At 36.8% G+C, this 26,111-nt stretch carries 21 protein-coding genes and 2 other annotated features; all 21 genes read right to left on the reverse strand.

Going from position 1 to position 26,111, the window contains the following annotated elements:
- Nucleotides 1-7: 7 nt before the first annotated feature.
- The 21 genes from JL53_RS08590 to pyk all read right to left on the reverse strand — a co-directional run bounded on the left by JL53_RS08590 (nt 8) and on the right by pyk (nt 25,990).
- The gene (locus JL53_RS08590; protein ID WP_038407388.1) at nt 8-718 is read right to left on the reverse strand and encodes a prepilin peptidase; all 711 of its coding nucleotides are present in this window, start codon (nt 716-718) and stop codon (nt 8-10) included.
- Nucleotides 719-929: 211 nt separating this feature from the next.
- Nucleotides 930-2,222, reverse strand: a complete 1,293-nt coding sequence (locus tag JL53_RS08595; RefSeq protein ID WP_038407389.1) for a bifunctional folylpolyglutamate synthase/dihydrofolate synthase — start codon at nt 2,220-2,222, stop codon at nt 930-932.
- Nucleotides 2,223-2,281: 59 nt separating this feature from the next.
- Nucleotides 2,282-4,933, reverse strand: a complete 2,652-nt coding sequence (locus tag JL53_RS08600) for a valine--tRNA ligase (protein WP_077916441.1) — start codon at nt 4,931-4,933, stop codon at nt 2,282-2,284.
- A gap of 45 nt (nt 4,934-4,978) precedes the next feature.
- Nucleotides 4,979-5,204 (reverse strand) — a binding site (T-box leader).
- A gap of 42 nt (nt 5,205-5,246) precedes the next feature.
- A complete protein-coding gene (hemL, locus tag JL53_RS08605; protein WP_003719847.1) occupies nt 5,247-6,539 on the reverse strand; it encodes a glutamate-1-semialdehyde 2,1-aminomutase in 1,293 nt (430 codons plus the stop codon).
- A 12-nt stretch (nt 6,540-6,551) separates the two neighbouring features.
- The gene (gene hemB / locus JL53_RS08610) at nt 6,552-7,526 is read right to left on the reverse strand and encodes a porphobilinogen synthase (protein ID WP_038407392.1); all 975 of its coding nucleotides are present in this window, start codon (nt 7,524-7,526) and stop codon (nt 6,552-6,554) included.
- Nucleotides 7,523-8,245 (reverse strand): uroporphyrinogen-III synthase, encoded by a 723-nt coding sequence (locus JL53_RS08615; protein WP_038407393.1) that lies wholly within the window; start codon nt 8,243-8,245, stop codon nt 7,523-7,525. The genes hemB and JL53_RS08615 overlap by 4 nt, the downstream gene beginning before the upstream one ends.
- Nucleotides 8,242-9,171, reverse strand: a complete 930-nt coding sequence (hemC, locus tag JL53_RS08620) for a hydroxymethylbilane synthase (protein WP_038407394.1) — start codon at nt 9,169-9,171, stop codon at nt 8,242-8,244. Before hemC ends, JL53_RS08615 begins: the two co-directional genes overlap by 4 nt.
- Nucleotides 9,168-10,475, reverse strand: coding sequence for a glutamyl-tRNA reductase (hemA, locus tag JL53_RS08625; RefSeq protein ID WP_003719851.1), 1,308 nt, complete (start codon nt 10,473-10,475; stop codon nt 9,168-9,170). The genes hemC and hemA overlap by 4 nt, the downstream gene beginning before the upstream one ends.
- A gap of 127 nt (nt 10,476-10,602) precedes the next feature.
- Nucleotides 10,603-11,187 carry a ribosome biogenesis GTP-binding protein YihA/YsxC gene (gene yihA, locus JL53_RS08630; protein ID WP_003719852.1) on the reverse strand — a complete coding sequence of 195 codons (585 nt, stop codon included), beginning with the start codon at nt 11,185-11,187 and terminating at the stop codon, nt 10,603-10,605.
- Nucleotides 11,188-11,293: 106 nt separating this feature from the next.
- On the reverse strand, nt 11,294-13,216 hold the full coding sequence (gene thrS / locus JL53_RS08635; RefSeq protein ID WP_003719853.1) for a threonine--tRNA ligase: 1,923 nt from the start codon (nt 13,214-13,216) through the stop codon (nt 11,294-11,296).
- 66 nt (nt 13,217-13,282) lie between these two features.
- Nucleotides 13,283-13,512: a binding site (T-box leader), on the reverse strand.
- Nucleotides 13,513-13,562: 50 nt separating this feature from the next.
- A complete protein-coding gene (gene dnaI, locus JL53_RS08640; RefSeq protein WP_003719854.1) occupies nt 13,563-14,486 on the reverse strand; it encodes a primosomal protein DnaI in 924 nt (307 codons plus the stop codon).
- Nucleotides 14,487-14,495: 9 nt separating this feature from the next.
- On the reverse strand, nt 14,496-15,872 hold the full coding sequence (locus JL53_RS08645; protein ID WP_038407396.1) for a replication initiation and membrane attachment family protein: 1,377 nt from the start codon (nt 15,870-15,872) through the stop codon (nt 14,496-14,498).
- A 5-nt stretch (nt 15,873-15,877) separates the two neighbouring features.
- The gene (nrdR, locus tag JL53_RS08650) at nt 15,878-16,342 is read right to left on the reverse strand and encodes a transcriptional regulator NrdR (RefSeq protein ID WP_003719855.1); all 465 of its coding nucleotides are present in this window, start codon (nt 16,340-16,342) and stop codon (nt 15,878-15,880) included.
- A 78-nt stretch (nt 16,343-16,420) separates the two neighbouring features.
- On the reverse strand, nt 16,421-17,023 hold the full coding sequence (gene coaE / locus JL53_RS08655) for a dephospho-CoA kinase (RefSeq protein ID WP_038407398.1): 603 nt from the start codon (nt 17,021-17,023) through the stop codon (nt 16,421-16,423).
- 14 nt (nt 17,024-17,037) lie between these two features.
- Nucleotides 17,038-17,859 (reverse strand): DNA-formamidopyrimidine glycosylase, encoded by an 822-nt coding sequence (mutM, locus tag JL53_RS08660; protein ID WP_038407400.1) that lies wholly within the window; start codon nt 17,857-17,859, stop codon nt 17,038-17,040.
- A gap of 23 nt (nt 17,860-17,882) precedes the next feature.
- Nucleotides 17,883-20,510, reverse strand: a complete 2,628-nt coding sequence (polA, locus tag JL53_RS08665; protein ID WP_038407401.1) for a DNA polymerase I — start codon at nt 20,508-20,510, stop codon at nt 17,883-17,885.
- Nucleotides 20,511-20,675: 165 nt separating this feature from the next.
- Complete coding sequence (icd, locus tag JL53_RS08670) at nt 20,676-21,938, reverse strand: NADP-dependent isocitrate dehydrogenase (RefSeq protein WP_003719859.1); 1,263 nt, start codon at nt 21,936-21,938, stop codon at nt 20,676-20,678.
- Between the two features lie 21 nt (nt 21,939-21,959).
- Nucleotides 21,960-23,081 carry a citrate synthase gene (citZ, locus tag JL53_RS08675; protein ID WP_038407403.1) on the reverse strand — a complete coding sequence of 374 codons (1,122 nt, stop codon included), beginning with the start codon at nt 23,079-23,081 and terminating at the stop codon, nt 21,960-21,962.
- A gap of 36 nt (nt 23,082-23,117) precedes the next feature.
- Nucleotides 23,118-23,579: a DUF441 domain-containing protein gene (locus JL53_RS08680; protein ID WP_038407404.1), complete on the reverse strand. Its 462-nt coding sequence runs from the start codon at nt 23,577-23,579 to the stop codon at nt 23,118-23,120.
- Nucleotides 23,580-23,738: 159 nt separating this feature from the next.
- Complete coding sequence (locus JL53_RS08685) at nt 23,739-24,116, reverse strand: FxsA family protein (protein WP_038407406.1); 378 nt, start codon at nt 24,114-24,116, stop codon at nt 23,739-23,741.
- Nucleotides 24,117-24,232: 116 nt separating this feature from the next.
- Nucleotides 24,233-25,990, reverse strand: a complete 1,758-nt coding sequence (pyk, locus tag JL53_RS08690; RefSeq protein WP_038407407.1) for a pyruvate kinase — start codon at nt 25,988-25,990, stop codon at nt 24,233-24,235.
- Between the last annotated feature and the right edge of the window lie 121 nt (nt 25,991-26,111).

Genomic DNA, 26,111 nt, shown 5'->3' on the forward strand with positions numbered 1-26,111 from the left:
CAACTCCTTATTTCAGCAAAATACTTATGACTATAAAAGATGTAAATATATATGGAACGAATGGCACTTGCTTGTTTTTCTTTATTTTTTTAGCTGCTACTGCTATTAATAAAACAATAGTTCCCGCTAAAATGGCTAAAAAGAAAAGAAAATAACCTGTTTGAAACCCTAAAAATGTGCTTAATATAATAAATAATTTGATATCTCCAAGTCCAATTCCCTTTCGAAATACGAAAAAAAATAGCCCATAAAAAATGATACTCATTATTATTGAATAAACTAAATTTAATAATGGTTGATGGAATAAAAAATAAATAAATAGCATAGTCACACTAAATAAAATAATAATAGAATTAGGAACATGCATATATAAGATATCTGTTATAACAAAAAATGCTAAAAAGTAATAGATAACACTGCTAATGATGAAATTATAAGAGAAAAAATACTCGTGATATAGAAATAGGATATACACTGGTGTAAGTAGCTCTAGCAAAAAACAGCTGAATGGAATAGCAGTTTTACAGCAATTAGCTTTTCCTTTCAAAAGCAAAAATGAATAGATTGGTATTATTTGTTGGAATGGTAATGTTTTTTTACAAAAATTACATTCAGAAAAGCGAAATAAAAAAGGTTTGTTGATAGGTAAACATTCCGCTGCCACTTGTGTAAAAGAAATCAAAATAGAGCTATAAATAACGAGCAAAAAATAAAGCATCTGCCACCTCCTAGTTGGTATAAATAGAATAACAAGAACAAATTATTTTTGCACATATGAAAAAAAGTATTTTCGAGGAGTCAAACCTACAGAAAACACCCATTTTCATTTAAAAGAAAATGGGTGTTTTCAGCTTTAAAAGCCCTCTAAAATACTTTTTTAGCTATTTGTAGATTTTATTTTTTCGATGTATACTCGTTTTACTCTAAAACTATTGACGAAGTACCTCTCGTGAATACCCCCGTACTTCAGCAATAAAATAAAGTGATCCTGTAATGAAAAATTTAGTTTCTTTTTCAGAAAAGATTATTGAGTTTAATTCTTGTTGCCAATTAGTGTTCACGGAAATACTTTCTTCCTCACCCATTCGAATAATTTGTTCAGCTGTCATTGCTCTAGGATAATCAAAGGTGGTTAATAATACTTCGCAATCCGGAATTTTTTTTAGTATTTGAATCATTTCTTGATGATTTTTATCAGCAAGTATACTAACAACGACTTTCTTATGGCCATGATAAGATTCAATAGAACGAGCAAGCGCCATGACACCTTCAGGATTATGTGCCCCATCAATCATAATAAAAGGTTTTGAGGAAATTTGTTCCATCCGCCCAGGCCAAAAAGCATTTTTCAAACCACGCCTTATTGCAAGTTCATCAATGGAGAAATCTGCAAATGCATTTAAATATTGAACTACTTTTATAGCTAATGCAGCATTATCTACTTGATGTACGCCTTGAAGTCCAATGCTAAGATTTTCTATTCGACTACCATGTAGGGTTTCATACGTGATTAGGTCACCCGCAAGCGTCATTGAAAAATCTCGATTCAACAAAGCGATGCTAGATTTATTTTTCTTAGCAAAATCATTCATTGTTTTTTGCGCTTCAGGTTGACTAACTCCAGATATGACAGAAACACCTGGTTTAATTATCCCAGCTTTTTCACTAGCTATTTGTTCGATAGTATCCCCAAGAAACTCCATATGGTCCATTCCGATAGTTGTAACAACAGAAACTAATGGTGTTAATATATTAGTAGAATCCAGTCTACCGCCAAGCCCAACTTCGATAATGCCGATATCGATTTTTTCATATTCGGCAAAGTATAAAAACATCATTGCTGTAATAATTTCAAATTCAGATGGAGGCCCATAAATTGTTTCTTTTAATTCTTCAGCAAGTGGCTTAATTCTATTTGCTAAAGTCACAATCATATCATCGCTAACTGGTACTCCATTAATACTAATTCTTTCATTGAAACTCTCTATATACGGCGAAGTGAATGTTCCGGTTTTATATCCAGCCTCTTCTAAACAATTACGAATAAAAGTCAGTGTGGAACCTTTTCCGTTTGTGCCGGCTATATGTACCCATTTATTCGCTTTTTCAGGATGATTTAGTTTTTCCATCATATAATCCATTCTTGCTAGCCCAGGTTTTATTCCTAGACGAAGCGTACCATGAATCCACTTTATTGCATCTTCATAAGTTTTTAATATCATTCTACCAATCTCCTTAAAAATGACCTTACCAAAGTTTCATGATAAGGTCATTCCAGTAATTATACTTCTTTTAATGTCTCAATTCGTTCAAGTACAGAAGCTTTTTTCTCAAGATAATCTTTTTCTTTCATACGTTCTTCCGCAACTACGCTTTCAGGAGCCTTACTAATAAAACGTTCATTATTAAGTTTTCCTTGTACTCTAGCCACTTCCTTGTCCCACTTCTCCAATTCTTTTTGAAGGCGGGCAATTTCCACTTCTAAATCAATTAATGCTTCAAGCGGAATAAATATTTCTGCACCCGATACAACTGCGGTCATTGCGGTTTTAGAAGGGGCCACATTGAATGAAATTGTCACATGTTCTGGATTACAGAAACGTTCAATATAAGAAATATTTTGTTCAAGAATTTCTTTATACATGTCATTTTTAGGTTTCATTTCAAGTACAATTTTTTTGCTAAGTGGTGTATTTACTTCTGCACGAATATTCCGCACTGCGCGAATTACTTCAACAAGCATTTGCATAGATATAGATGCTTTTGAGTCCATTTGCTCTTCATTTACTTGTGGCCATTCGGAAACAGTTATAGATTCGCCTTCATGAGGTAAGTTTTGCCAGATTTCTTCAGTTACGAAAGGCATGAATGGATGTAACAAGCGCATTGTGTTATTTAATGTATAGGCAAGTACAGATCGAGTTGTTTGCTTTGCCACTTCATCTTCACCATATAATGAAATTTTGGCAATCTCAATATACCAATCACAAAAGTCATCCCAAATGAAGTTATATAGAGTTCTTCCTACTTCACCAAATTCATACTTTTCTCCTAGAGAAGTAACTGATTGAATAGTTTCATTGAGTCGCGTCAAAATCCATTTATCACTCACTTCTGTGACATTGGTTAAGTCAATTTCGTTATATTTCATATCATTTAAATTCATTAACACAAAACGAGATGCATTCCAAATTTTATTAATGAAGTTCCAAGTAGATTCTACTTTTTCAAAACTAAATTTTAAGTCTTGACCAGGGGAAGAACCAGTAGCAAGTGTATATCTAAGTGAGTCTGCTCCATATTTATCAATAACTTCAATTGGATCCACACCATTACCAAGTGATTTAGACATTTTACGTCCTTCTGCATCACGCACTAAACCATGAATTAATGTGTCTTTGAATGGTCTTTCTCCTGTAAATTCCACTGATTGGAAAATCATTCTCGAAACCCAGAAAAAAATAATATCATAACCTGTTACTAATGTGTTAGTTGGAAAAAAATGTTTATAATCTGGGTTTTCAGTATCCGGCCATCCCATAGTGGAAAATGGCCATAGTGCAGAGCTAAACCATGTATCTAGCACATCTTCATCTTGTTCCCAATCGGAAATATTTTCTGGTGCTTTTTCTCCAACGTAAATCTCTCCCGTTTCTTTATGATACCATGCCGGAATTCTATGCCCCCACCATAATTGGCGTGAAATACACCAATCGTGAATGTTATCCATCCAGGTTTCATAAGTTTTTTCGAATCTCGCTGGAACAAAATTAACTTTATCTTCCGTTTTTTGGAGTGCAAGTGCTTCAGATGCAAGAGGTTCCATTTTCACAAACCATTGTAAAGAAAGGTATGGTTCAACCACGGCGCCAGTTCTTTCAGAGTGTCCTACAGAATGAAGATGTGGTTCTTGCTTAATGAATAAGCCTAAATCTTGAAAATCTTGAATAATTGCTTTTCTAGCTACAAAACGATTTAATCCATCATACTTCCCAGCATTTTCATTCATTGTGCCATCTTCGTGCATCACGATAATCCGAGGTAAGTCATGACGATTCCCTACCTCGAAATCATTTGGATCATGGGCCGGTGTGATTTTAACTGCCCCAGATCCAAATTCTCTTTCAACATATTCATCGGCTACAATTGGAATTTCTCTATTCATGACAGGCAGCATAATAGTTTTACCAATTAAATGTTGGTATCTTTCGTCTTTTGGGTGTACGGCAACTGCAGTATCACCAGGAATTGTTTCTGGACGAGTTGTAGCAACTTCTATATAACCAGAACCATCCGATAATGGATATTTTAAATGATAAAAATTCCCTTCAATATCTTTATGAATAACTTCAATATCAGAAAGAGCTGTTTTAGCTTCTGGATCCCAGTTTATAATATATTGTCCACGATAAATCAAACCTTTATTATATAATTTTACAAATACTTTTTTCACCGCATCAGATAAACCATCGTCTAGAGTAAATCTTTCTCTTGAATAATCTAAACCAAGACCCAATTTTTCCCATTGTTCGCGAATAAAGTCAGCATATTCTTCTTTCCATTCCCATGTTTTTTTAATAAAATTATCGCGTCCTAAGTCGTAGCGGGAAATATTATCTTCTTTTAATTTTGCTTCTACTTTCGCTTGAGTTGCGATACCAGCATGGTCCATTCCAGGTAGATATAGCGTATCAAAACCTTGCATTCGTTTCATACGAGTAATAATGTCTTGAAGCGTTGTATCCCAAGCATGTCCTAAATGGAGTTTACCAGTTACATTTGGTGGTGGAATAACGATACTATATGGTTTTTTATCGGTATTTCCTTCTGCTTTAAAGAACGCTTTTTCTAACCACCATTTATACTTACCTGCTTCTACATTACTTGGCTCATATTTTGTGGGCATATTAATTTCATTTTGTTCTGTCATAATGATTCCTCCTTTTTTGAGCAAAATAAAAAACTCTCTTCATCCTAATAAAAGGACGAAAAGAGTATTATTCGCGGTACCACCTTTTTACCCACAGAAAAAATGCAGGCACTTCATTGTTTTAACGATAGAGAAAATCTACCGGTTATTCCCTACTAGAATTTCAGGAAAACTGCTCCAAGGCTACCTTCAGATATTATTTTCGAAAGCTCGCACCAACCGCTTTCTCTCTTTGGAAAATAAATACCTTACTCTTCCTCTTCACTGCATTTAGTTCTATATCTAAAAATAATTTTAACAAATCTTCCTAGTTTCGTCAATTAGTGCGAAGTTTTTTACACGTGTAATCAAAAGCTTCTAGTGTTAAATCAATTTCTTTTTCCGTGTGCATTGTCGATATAAAGACCCCTTCGAATTGCGATGGAGGTAAAAAGATTCCTTGTCCGAGCATTTCTCGGTAATAATTTCTGAAGAATTCTAAATCACTTGTTTTCGCCGTATCAAAATTGATAACTTTTTGCTCGGTGAAGAAAAATCCAAACATTGAACCAGCTTTGTTAATCGCAAGCGGAACCTCTCTTCTAATGGAAATTTCTTTTAGTCCTTCCTCCATCCGTTTAATTAGCGCTCGGAAATAATCATAGTGTTGTGGTGTCAGCTGTCTTACCGTTTCAAATCCAGCATTCATCGCTAACGGATTTCCAGATAAGGTTCCAGCTTGATAAATAGACCCAGCTGGAGCAATTTGTTCCATAATTTCCTTCCTGCCTCCATATGCACCAACAGGAAGTCCTCCACCAATTACTTTTCCTAAACAAGTGATATCAGGTGTAACAACATAATATCCTTGGGCAGAATAATAATCAACACGGAAGCCTGTCATTACTTCATCAAATATAAGTAGTGAACCATATTGGGTAGTCAGTTCTCGTAGTCCTTCTAAAAAACCCTCAATCGGAGGAACGACACCCATGTTACCTGCAACTGGTTCCACAATTACAGCAGCGATTTCTTCCCCGTATTTTTCAAAAGCTAGTTTTGCTCCTTCAACATCATTATATGGAACGGTAATAGTATCAGCGGCAAGCCCTTTTGTAACACCGGGGGAATCGGGTAATCCAAGCGTTGCGACGCCTGAGCCAGCCTTAATTAACAAAGAATCACCGTGACCATGATAGCTACCTTCAAACTTTAAAATTTTATCTCTTTTAGTATAACCACGCGCCAATCGAATAGCGCTCATGGTTGCTTCTGTCCCTGAAGAAACCATTCGAACGATTTCAATAGAAGGAACACGTTCAATAACTAGTTTAGCAAGTTCCGTTTCAATTTCAGTTGGTGTCCCAAAACTAGTCCCTTTCATCGCGGCTGATGTGATTGCACTGACAACAGCAGGATTTGCATGCCCTAAAATTAGTGGGCCCCAAGATAAAACATAGTCAATATAATCATTTCCATCAATATCTGAAATATAAGCACCTTTGCCGTGGTCCATAAAGACAGGCGAGGCATCCACGGAATTGAATGCACGAACCGGACTGTTTACTCCGCCTGGTAAGACTTTCTTTGATTCTTTAAAAGCTTTCACGGATTTTGAATAGTTTCCCAAATTGCTTGCCTCCTATTTATTTAAGTATTTGGACACATCTTTTGCAAAATAAGTGATAATTAGTGATGCTCCAGCACGTTTCATACTTGTTAACATTTCTAAAACAATACGTTCTTCGTCTATCCAACCATTTTGTGCAGCAGCTTTTACCATTGCATACTCGCCACTAACATTATAGGCTACAACTGGTAAGAGAGTATTATTTTTAACATCTCTCATAATATCAAGGTAAGACAAGGAAGGTTTCACAATTAAAAAATCTGCTCCTTCCTGCTCATCAGACATTGCTTCACGAAGGGCTTCTTCCCTATTAGCTGGATCCATTTGGTAAGACTTTCTATCACCAAATTGTGGTGCGCTTCCGGCTGCATCGCGAAATGGACCATAAAAAGCAGAAGCATATTTTACAGCATATGACATAATCGGGATATCTTGAAAGCCTGCCTCATCAAGTCCTTCACGAATAATTTGTACAAAACCATCCATCATATTAGAGGGAGCAATAATATCTGCCCCTGCCGAAGCTTGACTGATAGCAGTTTTTTGCAGCAATTTTAGTGATTCATCATTTAAAATTTCTCCCTCTTGAATAACTCCACAGTGGCCATGATCGGTAAATTCACATAAACAAGTATCAGCAACCACAAGCATTTCAGGAAAGCTAGTTTTGATTAACCGAGTTGCTTCTTGGATAATGCCATGATCATGATAAGCTTGCGTGCCAATTGCATCTTTTTCTGCTGGAATGCCAAATAAAATAACAGCTTTAATACCAAGTCTTTGAATGCTCTTAATTTCTTGTTCTAATTCATGGAGTGGAAACTGAAAAACTCCTGGCATAGAAACCACTTCTGTTTTTGACTCTTTTCCATCTTTCACAAAGATAGGATAAATTAAATCATCTGTATGCAAAATAGTTTCTCTAACTAAATCTCTCATCGCACTTGTTTTTCTTAAACGACGATGTCTATCAAATTGATTTTTCATTTGTATTCCTCCTGTATAATCAAATCAGCTAAGTGCTTCATGGTGAATGTTTCTGCTTGGTAGGTTACATCCCATCCGTCCGTAACAATTGCTTTTGTTGTTACATTACCGATGGAAGCGATTCGCCAGTTTTCTTTTTGGTTTGGGAAGTTTTTTGCCACTGCATAGAAGCTCTTCCAAGCAGATGGACTAGCAAAAATGATGATTTGCTTTTCATCTCGAGCAAAAATAGTGATTAATTCTAGCCTTGATGCGGTTGGGACAATCGTTTCATATAATTCGACTGGGAAAACAAAATAACCTTTTTCATTAAGTGTCTCTTCTATTATCGTTCTGCTCAAATTGCTCTTAGGTAGTAACACACTCGTTTTTTCTGGATATCGATTCAACCATTCAACAAGAAAAATTTCTGTTTGATATGCAGATGGAATAAAACTCGGAGAAAAACCATATTCAGCTAACTTTTCGCTTGTTTGCTCCCCAATCACTGCATATTTATAGGGTTGGATGACATTTTGCCTTGCGAAAAAATACGTAACAGCATTAGCGCTTGTAAAGAAAATCCATTCTACTTCTAGTTGCATTGAAGTAAAAGAAATATTTCTTGGTCTTGTTTCAATCAATGGCACTTGTTCTACTTCAAATCCATTTTGAATAAAATACGTTTGCCATTTTTTATTTTTATTTGCTTCCCTTGTCAAAATTATTTTTTTTATCATGAGTTTCTCAACTCTTTAATAATCGAAGCTGCACCTTCACTAAGTAGTGATTCTGCCACTTGATTGCCAATTGTCTCCGGGTTTTTTCCTGATTGCTCAGCCGACAGAATTGTAGTGCCATCCGAATTCCCAACTAAACCTTTAAAGTAGACTGTGCCATCTGTTTTTGTTGCAAAACCAGCAATTGGGATTTCGCAACCACCGTTTAATTTTTTTAGGAAGATTCGTTCCGCCTCCACACAAGCACCTGTTTCTTCGTGATGAATAGATGCTAGCATATCACAAATTTGTTGGTCACTTTCTCGGCATTCAATTGCAAGTGCACCTTGACCGACAGCTGGTAAACAAAGCTCAGGAGGAATGTCTTCTAATTTTAAAGTGGTATTCTCTAACCAGCCCATTCGTGCTAAGCCGGCTTTCGCTAAAATAATGGCATCAAAATTTTCAGCGTGTAATTTTTGAAGTCGCGTATCAATGTTGCCACGAATCGGTTTAATAACAAAATCTGGACGTTTTCTTAGTATTTGTGCTGCACGTCTCAAACTACTGGTCCCGATAACGGCGCCTTTCGGTAGATCTTTAAAAGTTGCTACTGTGTTAAAAACGAAACAATCTAATGCGGATTCACGCTTTGGTATTGCGCCAATCGTAAGCCCTTCTTTCAAACTTGAAGGGACATCCTTCATACTATGTACAGCAAAATCAATCAAGCCATCACTTAAAGCTTGTTCAACTTCAGATACAAATAATCCCTTTCCACCAACTTTGCTAAGTGTGACATCCAGGATGCGATCTCCTTTTGTTACGATTTCTTTTATTTCAAAATCAATCGATGGATAGTTTTCTTTTAATCTTGCTATTACCCACCCCGACTGTGTAAGTGCTAATTTACTGCGTCTAGAGCCAACAATTATTTTACGTTTCATGTATTACTCCTCGTTTCAGCTTGTTCTTTTTCTAGTGCTAGGACGCCTTCTAAACCAAAGATTCGTTTGAAATGTTTAATGCTTAAATCGGCATCTCTTTCTACAGACATTTCTTTTAACTCTGATATTGGCTGTTTCAACATTTGATTAATGATGCTTTTCATGTGTTTGCCGATTTGAATATATTCACGCTCTGTTAAACCAGGAAGCTTATTCTCTAGACTTGTCATGGTTACTTCTTGCATGTCTAAAGCTTTTTTTCTGAGCTCACGAATAACTGGAACGACTCCAAGCTGTTTCTCCCATTCAAAAAAGGTTTGAACTTCTGTCTCAATTGTTTCTTCTAAATCGGAAACAATTCGCTTACGTTCCATAGAATTAGCAGTAACCACACCTGCTAAGTCATCAATATCATATAGATGGAAATTGGGAATATATGAACAATCATGTTCAACATTTCGTGGTAAGCCAATGTCAATAACAAGCAAAGAACTCGCTTTTTGTTCCATTAAAAGGTGCATATCAGCATGTTTGATAATTGGTTCCGAAGCACTAGTTGAGACAAGAACAATATCCGCTAACAGTAAGTGGACATTCATTTCTTCATATGTACCTACTTTTGCTTGAAAACGACTTGCAAGTGCTTCTCCTTTTATTTTCGTTCGATTGATGACGGTGATATCATGGATACCACTTCCGGCAAGGTTCTGTAGCGCTAATTCGCTCATTTCACCAGCACCCACGAGAACGATTCTTTTATTCTCTAAAGTACCATATAATTTTTTAGCAACTTCGACAGCCGCATAGCTAACAGAAACCGCATTTTCATTAATTTTTGTATAATGATGTACTTTTTTAGCAAAAGTAACTACTTCACGGAAAAGTTTATTTAAAAGTGTTCCGGTAGTCCCAGTTTGCTTAGCGATTTCATAGGCATGTTTTACTTGACCGAGAATTTGTGTTTCTCCTAAAACTAATGAATCAAGCCCAGCTGTTACTTTATATAAGTGATTTACAGCAAGGGATTCTTCACGGAAAAATAAATATGGTTCGATTTTTTCCATCTCCATTTGAAACCAGTTTGCCATAAAGCGTTTTAAATAGTATCTACCTGTATGTAATTGATCTACAACTGCGACAATTTCTGTTCGATTGCATGTCGAAATAATAACATTTTCGAGGATGCTTTTTTCCTGCAATAATGTTACTAGTGCCATTTCTTCTTCAGTTTCTTTAAAAACTAATTTTTCGCGGATGTCGATTGGTGCTGTATGGTGATTCAGCCCCATGGTGAGAATAAACATTCGATAATCCTCCTAAAATTAAATTGAACTCTTCACTATTTTACCACTTTTCTAAGTGGACTCCAAATAGTCCGTTTCTGCATCTGAACGGAAAAAAGAGCTGGATTTTTCATTCCAACTCTTCCTATTATTCCATTCCTTCTTTGATATATTGCCACGCTTCGTCTTTTCCCATTTTTGTTTCTGAGGAAAATAACACAAATTTGTCATCTGGGTCAAAATCGAGCGTTTCACGAACAATTTTGGCATTTTTGTGCCATTTACTCCGTGGGATTTTATCTGCTTTGGTAGCTACAACAATGACAGGAATTTCGTAATACTTGAGAAATTCATACATCATTCGATCATCTTCGGTTGGTTTGTGTCGCAGATCAACAATTTGAATGACGCCACGAAGCTGTTCACGGGAAGTGATGTACGTTTCAATCATGACGCCCCATTTTTCTCGTTCGGTTTTAGAAACTTTTGCGAAACCGTAACCTGGTACATCTACAAAGAAAAGCGCTTCTTCAATTTTATAAAAATTTAGCGTTTGTGTTTTGCCTGGTTTTTGTGAAATTCTTGCCATGCTTTTGCGACGAATCATCGTATTAATAAATGATGATTTTCCAACATTTGATCTGCCAGCAAGCGCATATTCTGGAATGTCCGTTTCTGGGTATTGTTCTGGTCGAACGGCGCTTATGATTAGTTCTACATTATTTACATCCATTATTTTCCATCCTGTTCTATTCGTTATCTTTTACTAGTATAACGGAAAAAGAGGAAAAAAGCACCATGTAAAAATACTGCCCCATTTCGGAACAGTATTTCCACCCTTAATATTTACTTACTTCTGCTACTACTTGTGCAATGAATTTATCTAAATCCATTGTTTCAGAATCTTTGGAACCGTAGCGACGAACATTTACTGTCCCCGATTCCATTTCTTGATCACCAAGAACTAATGCATAAGGAATTTTCTTTGTTTGTGCTTCGCGGATTTTGTAACCTAATTTTTCATTGCGATCATCCACTTCCACTCGAAGTCCAGCACGTTGTAATTTATCTTGTACGCCTTTTGCATAGTCTAAATGTGCATCGGCGTTTACTGGGATAAGTTCCATTTGTACTGGAGCAAGCCAAGTTGGGAATGCGCCTTTGTATTCTTCAATCAAATAAGCTACGAATCGTTCCATTGTAGAAACAACCCCGCGGTGAATTACCACTGGGCGATGTTTTTCGCCATCTTCAGCGATGTAAGTTAAATCAAATCGCTCAGGAAGTAAGAAGTCTAATTGTACTGTAGAAAGTGTTTCTTCTTTTCCAATAGCAGTTTTTACTTGAACGTCTAGTTTAGGACCATAAAAGGCCGCTTCTCCGTCTGCTTCAAAATAATCCATGCCCATTTCGTCCATAGCTGATTTAAGCATTGTTTGCGCTTTATCCCACATAGCATCATCATCAAAGTATTTTTCTGTGTTTTTCGGATCGCGGTAGCTTAAACGGAAGGAGTAATCTGTAATGTCAAAGTCTTTATATACTTCCAGAATCAGCTCTACAACACGTTTAAATTCATCTTTAATTTGATCCGGACGAACAAACACGTGCGCATCATTTAGTGTCATACCTCGAACACGTTGGAGTCCTGAAAGTGCCCCACTCATTTCATAACGATGCATCAAGCCAAGTTCCGCAATACGGATTGGTAACTCGCGGTAACTATGGATATCATTTTTATAAATCATCATATGGTGCGGACAGTTCATCGGGCGTAAAACAAGTTCTTCATTATCCATTTTCATTGTTGGGAACATATCTTCATGATAATGATCCCAGTGTCCACTAGTCTTATACAGCTCGACATTCGCCATAATCGGAGTGTATACATGATTATAACCAAGACGTTCTTCTTTATCCACAATATAACGTTCGATAACGCGACGAATAGTAGCACCTTTTGGTAACCAAAGTGGTAAACCTTGACCAACTTCAATACTATTAGTAAATAGTTCTAACTCTTTACCAAGTTTACGATGATCACGTTCTTTTGCTTCTTTTTGCATTTGGATAAATTCTTTTAAGCCGTTTTTGTCAAAGAATGCTGTACCATAAATACGTTGAAGCATTTTGTTATTGCTATCTCCGCGCCAATATGCACCGGCTACGCTTAATAATTTGAATACTTGGATTTTACCAGTAGAAGGTACATGCACACCACGACAAAGATCAAAAAATTCACCTTGAGTATAAATTGTCACTGTTTCATCAGCTGGAATAGCTTCAATTAGTTCTAATTTATATTCATCACCAATGGCTTTAAAACGTTTAATTGCTTCTTCACGAGAAACCACTTCCCGTTCAATGGGCACATTTTCACGAACGATTTTTTGCATCTCTTTTTCAATTTCTACTAAAGATTCATCACTAATTACTGCTACTGTATCAATATCATAATAAAAACCAGAATCAATCGCTGGTCCAACACCAAATTTCACATCTGGATAAAGCCGTTTAAGTGCTTGGGCCATTAAATGAGCAGTACTATGGCGTAAAATACCTAGTGCATCCTCGTGATCTGGTGTAACAATTTCGATTGCTCCATCTTCATGAATCGGTGTTACTAAATCAAGTAATTCCCCGTTAAGTTTACCTGCTAGTGCTTTCTTTTTTAACCCTGGACTAATAGAGGCTGCGATATCTGCTGTGGATACTCCCGACTCAAATTCTTTTACTGCACCGTCTGGAAATGTTATTTTCATACTAATCTCTCCTTTATTATTTTTAATGATTAGGAGGGCAAAATAAAAAACCCATCCCTCCTGTTGTCAAGGGACGAGTTTATGCTCGTGGTTCCACCCAAGATTCAGAAATAACTAGAATTAGTTACTTCACTCTTGTCGCTTGTAACGGAGCGATCCGTCTATTATTACTAGTAAAAACGTTCCTAATAGAAGTTCCAAGGTGGTCCAAATTTAAGTTCCAATAGAAGGTTTCCAGCTAGCCCTTCCTCTCTAGAATTTTCCGTTAAATTGGTTGTCCTTTTCATCACTTTGTTTTATATTAATACAAATTATAAGCCTGATTAATTCAATTTGCAAGCATTTTTTAGAAACGACGATTTTTTCCTTCTAATTGTACTTCTTTGGACAAATAGCGTACACGTTCCATGATTCGGCGAGCTTTTAGTTTTTCCTCAGTGCCGTTTTGAGCGAACATTAAGTGGTTTTCTAGTTGATCCATATTGTAATTAGACGAGAAGAAAGTTGGCAATTCTTCTTGCATGCGGAACTGCAAAATCGCCCCAAGTACTTCATCACGGGTCCATGCAGTCATTGACTCTGCCCCAATATCATCTAACATCAGCACTTCTGTTTCTTTAGCAAATTGGATTTTTTCGCCCACCGTATTGTCAGAAATTGATTGTTTCACTTCACGCATGAATTCTGGCAAATAAACCAATGTTGTTGAAATACCTTTTAAAGCAAGTTCTTTCGCAATCGCCCCAAGCAAGTAGGATTTCCCTGTTCCAAAGCTACCATGAATATAGAGAGCCTTCACACGCTCCCCATTTTTAGTAGGATACTCATTTAGAAATTGATATGCTTCAACAAGCGCTAATTGTCGCGATTCTTCATCCGTATAAAAATCGCTTAAACTTGCATCTACAACTTGCTTTGGCATATAAAGAGAACGAATTCGCTTCTCCACAGCACGACGTTTATCTTCTTCTATTTTTTCTTTTGTTGGGTAATAGGTGACAGTAATGAATTCTCCGTTAAGGACAAGTTTTGGTGCATAACCTGGCATTAAAGTAACTTCTTGCTCCATATACTTTTTGTGCTGCGTCATAAATTCATATAAATTAGATAAATTTTGATTTATTAATTGTTCGTTGATTTCTTCTTTATGCTCTCTGAAAAATTCTTGAATCGGCTGATAATGAAGTACTTGCTCCTTTAATCCTTGGTATTCTTTTTCAAAATCGCGACCTTCAAAAAGCTGTCCTAATGTTCTTTCGATGTTATCCATATCCTTCACCTACCTCTTATTTAGTCGTTCTTTAATTTCACGAACTTGTTCTTCTAATGTTTGTTTTTCTTTATCAGTCATTTTATTATCAGCTGGAGGAACGGATTCTTTATCAAACCAATCCGGTAAAATTTCTTTTCTAGCTGCTTTTTGGTAATTTCGATTGTAATTGGTGTTTTTAGGTGTGGCTGGTTCTTCTTGGAGACGTTTGTATTTTTCATGTTCTTGCCAGGCTAAATCCATTGCTTCTTTAGCGGTTTTTATATTTTTTCGTTTCCAGTGCGCGGCAATTGTCATCATGTAGTTTTTGGCCAACTTCCGGTCAAGTCGAAGCATAACATATTCGATTAAGACATTCATGACTGGAACAGGTAAATTTTGTTGGTTCATTACTTCTTCGACGACACGTAAGTCCGTTTCAGCTGGCACAGCGCCGTCAGAGATATCAACAAGTAGTTGGAACGGCGTGACGCTTTCTAAGTATACTTGCAGAGCCTCTTCGTCGTTTAAAACCTCGCCCGTATCTTTTGTCGTGACTTGTTCTTGTTTCATTTGCAGCTTTGGTGGTGCTCCATTTTCAATCGTATAACCTTCGCGAACAATTTTACGCAAGAAAACAATATCAATCTCACCGCTCGCATCTATTGCACGATATAAATAACTCGGCATATCTTTTTCGGAAATTTGATAAATCCCGTGTAACTTCAAAATGGTTTGACGCACTTCTTTCGTTATTTTTTCGCGGGTTATCATGCTTGGCGATAGTAGACTTAAAAATAAATTAAAATCAAAACTAGCATCATCAAATTCGATTTCTTTTGGTGTTATTTTATCTGCTAGCACTTGCTTCGATTCATCGGGAACAGCCGCTGTACCACCTTTAAATGGTTCAAAAACATCTTGGAATGATCTCGTGATTTCACTATATGTACTTGTTTCAATTGCTTCATCTGAAAAGAATCGGCGTAAACGTTGGAACTGTGCATTGCCGATTTTACTATATAAATAAATATTTAATAAGCCATCCGAAAAAAACTTTTCCGGAGATAAAGGTGGTAAAATTTCGTAAATATAAAAACGCTGCTCATTTTCAGTTTTTACGTAGCTTTTCAAAAGTCCTAAGCCTTCGAGTTTGAGCCTCGCTTCGAACAATGCTTTCAAACTAATATCAAGCATATTTAAAAGTTGGACGTGGGAATGCGCTTCTGACCAAAGCCTGTTTTCCTCTACTTCGGTAAAAAGTGTTTGGTATAAAGCAAGACATTCCGCCCCCATAAGCGGTTGATATAACATCGTCATTATTTTTCTGTCAGCGCCAGTCAAGATTCCACTTGCTTTCACTTGATAACTATCTACCGCCTGTAGTTCCATCCAAAATTCCGTCAATTTACTCACCTATCTTTATTTTTTTCCATTAAATCTTTTAACTCTTCTACAAAAACACTAATATCTTTAAACTGACGATAAACCGATGCAAAGCGCACGTACGCCACTTCATCCAAATTCGCTAGTTTATTCATCACTTTTTCACCGATTAAATCCGATGCGATTTCGCTGTCACCAATATTTCTAAGTTCACGCTCCACTTCATTGACAATTTCTTCAATTTGTTCAGCGCTAACTGGTCGCTTTTCACAGGCTCTAATCAAACCACGACGAACTTTTTCCCGAGCAAATTCTTCCCTTGCTCCATCTTTTTTTACAACTATTAAAGGACTTTCCTCTACCTTTTCAAACGTAGTAAAGCGAAATCCGCATTTTTCACATTCACGTCGACGTCTGATAGAATTACCATCATCTGCTGGTCTTGAGTCTACAACACGTGTACCATTATATTTACAAGTAGGACATCTCACAAAAATTCACTCCTATCTCTATAACAACTCTGTCTGTTTATTCGTATGCCTCATTATACCATGTGAAAGTAAGAGTGGCTATTCGTTGTTAACAAAACGGTCAATAAATGCCACAACTTGTTTTTCTGTCTTTTCAAGCGACTCATTATTATTAATCACAAAGTCTGCTTTTTTAGCTTTTTCATCAATTCCCATTTGGCTATTCATTCGGGCTAGAGCAGCTTCTTTCGTCAAATTATTGCGCTCCATTAAGCGTTTTAATTCTGTTTCCCGCGTCACCCAAACAACAACTATTTGATCAACTAGTGATTCTAAATGACTTTCGAATAAAAGCGGAATATCAAAGAAAACCACTTTTTCCCCCATAGCAAAATAACGTTTTTGCTCTGCTAACATATATTCTTTCACGCGAGGATGCGTAATTTTATTTAATTTTTGTCGCTTCTCTTCATTTTTAAAAATAATATCTGCTAACTTTGGCCGATTTAACGAGCCATCTGCAAGTAAAATTTCTTGTCCGAAGTAAGCGACTATTTCGGCCAAACCTTCTGTCCCCGGCTCAACAACTTTTCTAGCTGCTATGTCAGCATCAACAAGTGGAATTCCTGCTTTTTGAATCATTTTGCTAACAGCGGACTTTCCCGTCGCTACACTACCCGTTAATCCAATTGTTTTCCCCATAATTCCACCACTTTCTATTTTTGACAATTAGGACAAAAATGCGTTCCTCGCCCATTAAGTTTGATTTTTTCTATTTGTGTCCCGCAAATCACACATGGTTCGCCTGTTTTTCCATAAACTTTTAACTTTTCTTGGTAGCGCCCTAATTCGCCTTGTGAATTCACATAGGTTCTTACAGTGGAACCACCAAGCGCAACAGCTTCTGTCATAATGCTTTTTGTTGCTTCAAATAATAGTTTAATTTCTTTATTAGAAAGCGAGTTTGCGGCTCTTTCTGGACGAACTTTCGCTTCAAAACAAATCTCATCCGCATAAATATTTCCAATTCCGGCAACTAATTTTTGATCAAGTAAAGCCGTTTTTATCGCGCGGCTTGTTTTTTTCACGCCAGTTGCGAAGGCTTCTAACGTAAAAGCGGGAGTCAATGGCTCTGGTCCGAGTTTTTTTATCGAGTTTGTATCAGCTTCCCCGAATTTATTTGTCACTTCCATCGTTCCGAATTTCCGAACATCTAAAAAGCGTAGTTCAGTATGATCTTCAAAATGAAAAATAATATGGGTATGCTTACTTACTTCATCTGTTTCGTTCATTAGCCTGAACTTACCTTCCATACGTAAATGAGACAAAATAGTGCAATTTGTTAAATCAAATAGTAAAAATTTGCCTCGGCGGCGCACTCCTTCCATTTCTTGACCAACTAACATATGAACAAATTCATCTGGGGGAGTATTTTTAATCATTTTAGGAACATGAACAATCACTTGATTAATTTTTTTACCTGGAACTAAATTCTGTAAGGTTGCGCGGACATTTTCTACTTCCGGCATTTCTGGCATATATAAACTCCCCGTTTCTCTATTTATTTCGCATCGTACCAAGTGTCTCCGAAAGCACTATCGACTTTAAGTGGTACAGATAGCTCTACAGCATTTTCCATCACATCTGGTACGATTTCTTCCAGCTTGGCAATCTCTGCTTCTGGCGCTTCAAAAATAAGTTCATCGTGCACTTGAAGTAATAATTTGGCTTCTAATTTTTCGGATTTTAGACGATCACTCATTAATATCATCGCTTTTTTAATAATATCCGCTGCACTTCCTTGTATTGGCGTGTTCATTGCCGTTCTCTCAGCAAACCCACGAACATTAAAATTGCGGCTGACGATTTCAGGAATATAACGACGGCGATGTAAAATAGTTTCCACATATCCTTTTTCTTTCGCAAAACGAACTATATCTTGCATGTATTCTTTTACAGCTGGATAACTGACAAAATACCGATCAATAAAGTCTTTTGCATCTTTTCTAGTAATACCAAGGTTTTGGGAAAGTCCATAATCACTGATACCATATACAATACCAAAATTAACTGCTTTTGCTTGGCGTCTCATTAAAGAGTCGACTTCTTCTTTTTCCACATGAAATACGTCCATTGCAGTCTTTGTATGAATATCGTAATCGTGTTTAAAAGCATAAATCAAATTCTCGTCTTCTGAAATATGTGCCAACACGCGTAACTCTACTTGCGAATAATCGGCCGAAAATATCTTCCATCCTGGCTGGCTTGGAACAAAAACTTGTCTAATTTTTCGTCCTTCTTCTAAGCGGATAGGAATATTTTGTAGATTAGGATCAACGGAGCTAAGACGACCCGTTTGTGTCAATGTTTGATTAAAACGTGTATGCACTTTGTGTGTCTCTTTATCCGTTACTTTTAGAAGCCCTTCAATATAGGTGGATTGGATTTTCCCAAGTTGACGGTATAACAATATTTCATCAATAATAGCATGCTTCCCAGATAAACTCTCTAGAACATCAGCGGCTGTTGAATAACCAGTTTTTGTTTTCTTTACAGCAGGAAGTCCTAGCTTTTCAAATAAAATGACACCTAATTGTTTAGGTGAATTAATATTGAATTCTTCCCCGGCAAGCGAATGAATGGATTCTTCCAGTGTTTTTAGACGTCCCGCTAGTTCTACTTTCATATCTTCTAAGCGCTTCGTATCTACACTTACACCTTGCATTTCCATTTGAGCAAGCACGAAAGTTAAAGGTAGTTCTAGGTCTTCCATTAAAGCTAACTGTTCATTTTTTTCGAGATCATCTAAAAGTCTTTTTTCTAAGATTGCTATTGCGACAGCTTTTCTCGCAAGGTGGACTGCGACAATACTTTCTTCAGGAGTACTACGTTTCGCTCCTTTTCCATATACTGCTTCGTCTGTTTCCACCTCTGTATAGTCATGACGAACGGCTACACTTGTAAAATCATCAATCGAGTCAGATGGATTCAATAAGTAGGAAGCAAGCATAATATCAAAAGTAATGCCAGAAACCGCGTATCCTAAGCGATGCATAGCTACCATTGTTTTTTTCGCATCATAGACTACTTTCGACGCATCACTTTCTATCCATTCTTTAAAAGCGGGACTATTTTCGGCAGTTTCTTTGGTGAAAAAATAAGTTCCTTTATCTGAATGAATGGTAAGCCCAATAAAGTTCGCTGTATGGTAGTTGTCGTTTTCTAGTTCCACATAAAGCGCTGTTTTGCCACCAAAATGTTTTTCTGTTAGTTCCGTTACAACTTCAAACGTCAGCTCTTTTAGCTCTTTTGCTTCTTCCGGAGTATCGCCCTCGATATTTTTTAATAAAGTGGTAAATTGCATCTCTTTCAGTAGCGGAATTACTTTTTCTGTTTGGTATCCGTCATATTTAGTACTTTCAATCGTACATTCGATTGGTGACTCCACGTTGATGGTTGCTAATTCTTTACTTAAGATAGCTAGTTCTTTGTTTTCTAGGACTTTTTCTTTTAATTTTTTCCCAGATATCTCGTCCGCATGTTCCAACACACTTTCCACGCTTCCACCAAATTCATGTAAAAGTTTTAAAGCAGTTTTTTCGCCGACACCGGGAATACCAGGAATATTATCTGATGAATCACCCATCAGCCCTTTCATATCAATGATTTGTGCTGGGGTTAAATTATATTTTTCTTTTAACGTTTCTGGTGTATTAGTTTCCATATCGGCAATACCTTTTTTCGTAATGTAGACAGTTGTTTTATCGGAAGCAAGTTGCGTTAAATCACGATCTCCGGTAATTATTGCTACTTCTAAACCGTCCGCTTCTGCTTTTTTCGTTAAAGTTCCGATAATATCATCGGCTTCATAGTTCGCTAATTCGTATTGCGGAATATCATAGGCAGTTAAAAGTTCACGAATAAACGGAAATTGTTCCGAAAGTTCACTCGGTGTTTTTTGACGTCCGCCTTTGTAGCCTTTGAAGGTTGCATGACGAAAAGTTGTTTTTCCAGCATCAAACGCAACTAACACATGGCTTGGTTTTTCTTTTTCTAACACGTTCATTAGCATCATGGCAAATCCGTACACCGCATTTGTGTAAACACCTTTGTCATTATTTAAAAGCGGTAACGCATAAAAAGCGCGATTCGCAATACTATTTCCATCAATCAATACTAATTTATTCACAGGGATATCCTCCTCGATATTATCATTCACTTGTGTCTATTTTACCATAGGAACATAAAAACAAACCACTTATCCGAATGGGATTAAATGGTTTGTTTTAAATCCGTATATTTATTAATTAATTCTGAATTACAAACTAACTTTGAAGATTAAATTCGATTTTATTTAGAAATTTTTTATTAATTCATCCGCAAATTCCGAACATTTCACTTCTGATGCCCCGTCCATTAACCTCGCAAAATCATAAGTTACTGTTTTAGCTGCAATGGTTTTCTCCATAGAATGATTAATTAATGCAGCTGCCTCGCTCCAACCGATATGTTCAAGTAGCAAGGTTCCAGATAAAATAACAGACGATGGATTTACTTTATCAAGTCCAGCATATTTTGGTGCAGTACCATGTGTTGCTTCAAAAATAGCGTGCCCTGTTAAATAATTAATGTTCGCACCAGGAGCAATACCAATTCCGCCAACTTGAGCAGCAAGCGCATCTGAAATATAATCACCATTTAAATTCATCGTTGCAACTACATCGAATTCAGCAGGTCTAGTTAAAATTTGCTGCAAGAAAATATCTGCAATCGAATCTTTTACTAAAATTTTACCAGTAGCAAGTGCTTCTTTTTGTTTAGCATCTGCAACTTCTGTACCTTCTGCTTCTTTAATGCGATCATATTCATTCCAAGTGAATACTTTATCGCTGTATTCACGTTCGCATAAGTCATAACCCCAGTTTTTAAATGCGCCTTCTGTGAACTTCATGATATTACCTTTATGGACTAATGTTAATGACTTACGCCCCTCTTTAATCGCATATTCTACAGCCGAACGAACGAGACGCTCTGTTCCTTCTTTAGAAATTGGTTTTATTCCAATTCCAGAAGTTTCTGGAAAGCGAATTTTATCCACACCAAATTCAGATTTTAAATAAGCGATTAATTTTTTGACTTCATCGCTCCCTTCTTTAAACTCGATTCCAGCATAGATATCTTCTGTATTCTCGCGGAAAATAACCATATCTGTATCTTCTGGACGTTTGACAGGAGACGGAACCCCTTTGAAATAACGAACTGGTCGTAAGCAGACATATAAATCTAGTTCTTGACGAAGCGCAACGTTCAGTGAACGAATTCCTCCACCAATAGGCGTTGTAAGTGGTCCTTTAATCGCAATCAAATATTCATCTATTGTATCAAGAGTATCTTGTGGCAACCATTCGCCTGTTTGTTTAAAAGCTTTTTCACCAGCTAATACTTCTTTCCAAGCAATTTCTTTTTCTCCATTGTAGGCTTTTTTCACCGCAGCATCTAGAACTCGTTTAGCTGCTGCCCAAATGTCTGGCCCAGTACCGTCCCCTTCAATAAAAGGAATAACTGGATTGTTTGGTGTTTTTAATACACCATTTTCTACTTGAATTTTTTGACTCATAAATAATGTTCCTCCTTCTTATTAAATGCGCTCTTCTACTGGCAAATAACTTCTATTTTCAGGCCCGACATAAATCGCACGCGGGCGAATAAGACGATTATCACGATATTGTTCAAAAATATGCGCCAACCAACCAGACACACGGCTCACAGAGAAAACAAGCGTAAATAAATCACGATCAATTCCAAGCGCATGGTAAACAGAAGCGGAATAAAAGTCGACATTTGGTTTTAAATGTTTTAATTCCCAAACAGCTTCCTCTACTTGCGTCGAAATAGCAAACCATTTTTCCTCGCCTTTTTCTGTAGTTAACTTGCGAGACATCTCACGCAAATGTCCAGCACGTGGATCTCCACCACGATAGACACGATGTCCAAATCCCATAATTTTTTGTTTCGTATCAATTTTTTCTTGAATATATTTACGTACATCGCCTGCTTCATCGATTTCTTCTAACATATCAAAAACACGTTCATTAGCTCCACCATGAAGTGGACCCTTGAGTGCGCCAATTGCTGCCGTTACTCCTGAATAAACATCTGAGAGCGTTGCCACACAAACTCGTGCTGTGAAAGTAGAAGCATTAAATTCATGGTCGGCATGAAGGACAAGCGCTTTATTCATTGCTTCCACAGATAAATCATCCGCTTTTTCTCCAGTAATCATATAAAGAAAATTTGCTGCCATATTTAAATCTTCTCTCGGTTGAATTGGATCAAGCCCACGACGAATTCTAGAAAAAGCAGCTACAATTGTCGGCATTTTTGCTTGGAGACGAAGCCCTTTTCGATAAACAGCTTCTCCATCATCCAGTTCTGCTTCTGTATCAAATACACCTAACATCGAAACTGTCGTTCTTAAAACACTCATGGGGTGTAATTTTTGATGATTTTGCATTCTTAAGCTCGAGATAATTGTTTCTGACACGGCCATATTTTCTTGAATTTCTAATTTAAACTTTTTAAATTCCTCTTTATTCGGTAAACGTAAATGCCATAGCAAGTAAATCACTTCTTCAAAAGAAGCATTGTTTTCCATTAAATCATCAATTCCATAGCCTACATAAGTTAACATGTCATCAATAATAGAGCTAATAGACGTTTCAGCAACATATACATTTTCCAACCCTTTAGATAGTGGCATTTTATTTCCTCCTTTTATCCATTTTTACGTATGTAGTTATTTTATGAAGACAACCATCTGCATCGCAATATAAGCAATTCCAGCAGCGATTACCGGCCCAGCGGCAATTCCTCTGAATAGAACTACTGCTAAAATAGTACCGAATACGAGTGAAACAGTCACTTGTGGATCAACGGCCATATAGCCAACACCTTTTTTCGCCAAAATGGAAACAGCTATCCCAGCTCCAAGACCAATCCAACCAGCAGCTGATTTAAAAGAATCAATTAAATCTTTAAAGCCAATTTGACCAGTTGCAATTGGGATTAAAATAGCAATTGTAATAATCGTTACTCCCCAGTTGATACCTTTAGTTTGAATCACTTCCATCACTTTGCCATCAACATGAAAAAGCTTTAATACGATTACTACTGCTACTGCAATAACGAGCGAGTTATTTTTCGCTATCAGCCCAAGAAGTAAAAAAAGAAGTAAAAACAACATGCTTTCTGTAAACATAGCTTGTCACCTTTCTATATCACGAATCCTAGAAACGAGATAACAATAATTATATCATAAACATACCTTATAGTAATACTAAAACATCATAAGAAAAATCTATTACCTTTTTCAATGAAACCTCTACAGAAAGAAAGCCCTTCCCATAGAGGTTTATCATTACATATCAAAATAATAATATTGGGTATGTTTTTTTGGGTTTCCAAGCCATTTGGTTATTCTTGGCTTTAATATTTTGCGAGAAAATGGGATAAATAGGAGTAGTCCAAGTATGGTTGTGATAATCCCTGGAATAACCAGTAAAAATCCAGCAATAAAAAAGCAGATACTATCTAATAAATATGGTGCTACTGTGCGCCCATCACGCAAATTTCGGAATAAATTGCCACCTAGACGTTTGATAATAAAGATTCCAAAAGCCGTTGAAGCAACTTGGATAATAAGAAGTGACCAAAAACCGATTACTTGGAAGAGCCACACGTAAACAATTAATTCTATTAAACCATATAAGGCCCAATAAAGGATAAATTTTCTCATAAAATCAACTCCAATGCTTACTGTCTATTATAACCTATTTTGGCATAATCGAAAAATAAAACAGCGCACATAAAAAAAGCGTCCCGGATGCGGGACGCTTTTAGAAAGCTAAATTTTTAGTGAGTTGCTGTTTTACCGTTGTATACTACACCTTGACGAGAATCAACAGTGATAATTTCACCATCTTTTACAAGAGAGGTAGCATCTTTAGCTCCAACGATTACAGGAATTCCAAGGTTGATTCCAACAACTGCTGCATGGCTAGTTAATCCACCTTCTTCTACAACTACTGCTGCACTTTTTTCAAATGCAGGAAGGATTTCTTTGTCTGTTGTTTTAACAATTAAGATTCCGCCTTCTTCTGCTTTTTGAAGTGCTTCTGCATTGGATTTTGCAACAATCGCTTTACCAATTACAGATTTGCTACCAATTCCTTGGCCTTTAACTACTTTTTCACCAATTAATTGGATTTTCATTACGTTTGTAGTTCCACTTTCTGTAACTGGAACACCCGCTGTAATAATGATTAGATCACCTTGTTTCGCAACACCAGAAGCAAGTGATTCTTTTACTGCTAGGTCGAACATTTCATCTGTATTGCTAACTGGAGTAGCTAAGCGAGGATAAACTCCCCATGAAAGTGCTAAACCACGATATACATGTTCGTTGAATGTTACAGCAACGATATGAGATTTTGGACGGTATTTAGAAATCATCCGAGCAGTGTGACCACTTTGAGTCGCTGCAACAATGGTTTGTACGTTTAAGTTTTTCGCAGTATGTCCAACAGCTTGACCAATTGCTTCTGTCATGTCTGTATTTTCATGAAGTTTAAGTGCAAATTTGTCTTGAGCAACTAATACTTCTTCTGTACGAACAGCGATTTTGGCCATCATTTTAACTGCTTCTACTGGATAATCACCGGCAGCTGTTTCACCTGATAACATAATTGCATCCGTTCCATCAAAAATCGCATTTGCTACGTCACTTGCTTCAGCGCGAGTTGGACGTGGGTTACGTTGCATGGAATCAAGCATTTGTGTTGCAGTGATAACAGGTTTTCCAAGCTTGTTACATTTTCTGATAAGTTCTTTTTGTACAATTGGAACTTCTTCAGCTGGAATTTCCACACCAAGGTCACCACGAGCAACCATTAGGCCTTGAGATACTTGCAAGATTTCGTCGATGTTGTCAACGCCTTCTTGGTTTTCGATTTTAGGAATGATTTGCACATGAGTTGCATTATGCTCTTCCAAAATTTTAGTGATTTCAAGTACATCTGTTGCACGACGTACAAAAGATGCCGCGATGAAATCGATACCTTGTTCTAAACCAAAGCGGATATCAGCAGCGTCTTTTTCTGTGATTCCTGGTAGGTTAATAGAAACATTCGGTACGTTAACACCTTTTTTATTTTTAAGTACACCCGGGTTAAGTACTTTTGTTACTAGTTCGCGATTAGTTTCATCTTTTTCGATTACTTCAAGACCAATTAATCCGTCATCAAGTAAAATAGAAGAACCAATTTCTACATCGTCAAAAAGTTCTCCGTATGTTACTGAGAATTTTTCTTTTGTTCCTTCAACAGGAGTCATGGCAACGCGTACCACATCACCTGTTTGGAATTCTAATTTTCCGCCAACCATGTCGTTTGTGCGGATTTCTGGACCTTTTGTATCAAGTAAGATAGCTACTTGTTTCCCAGTAATTTTAGATGCTTCACGGATGTTGACAATACGTGCACCGTGCTCTTCAAAATCTCCGTGAGAGAAATTAAGACGTGCTACGTTCATTCCTGCTTCAATCAATTGAACTAATGTATCAACTGACTCACTTGCAGGACCAATTGTACAAACAATTTTCGTTTTTTTCATGTTATTACTCCTCCTAGAACTTAGCTATTCATTCGTATTTATTATAAACATATCTTCCACATTTTACCAGTAACAACCATGTATTACAAGTAAGTTTGTGAATAAAAGTACAATCCCCTAG

Source organism: Listeria ivanovii subsp. londoniensis (genome assembly GCF_000763495.1).
GTDB classification, from domain to species: domain Bacteria; phylum Bacillota; class Bacilli; order Lactobacillales; family Listeriaceae; genus Listeria; species Listeria londoniensis.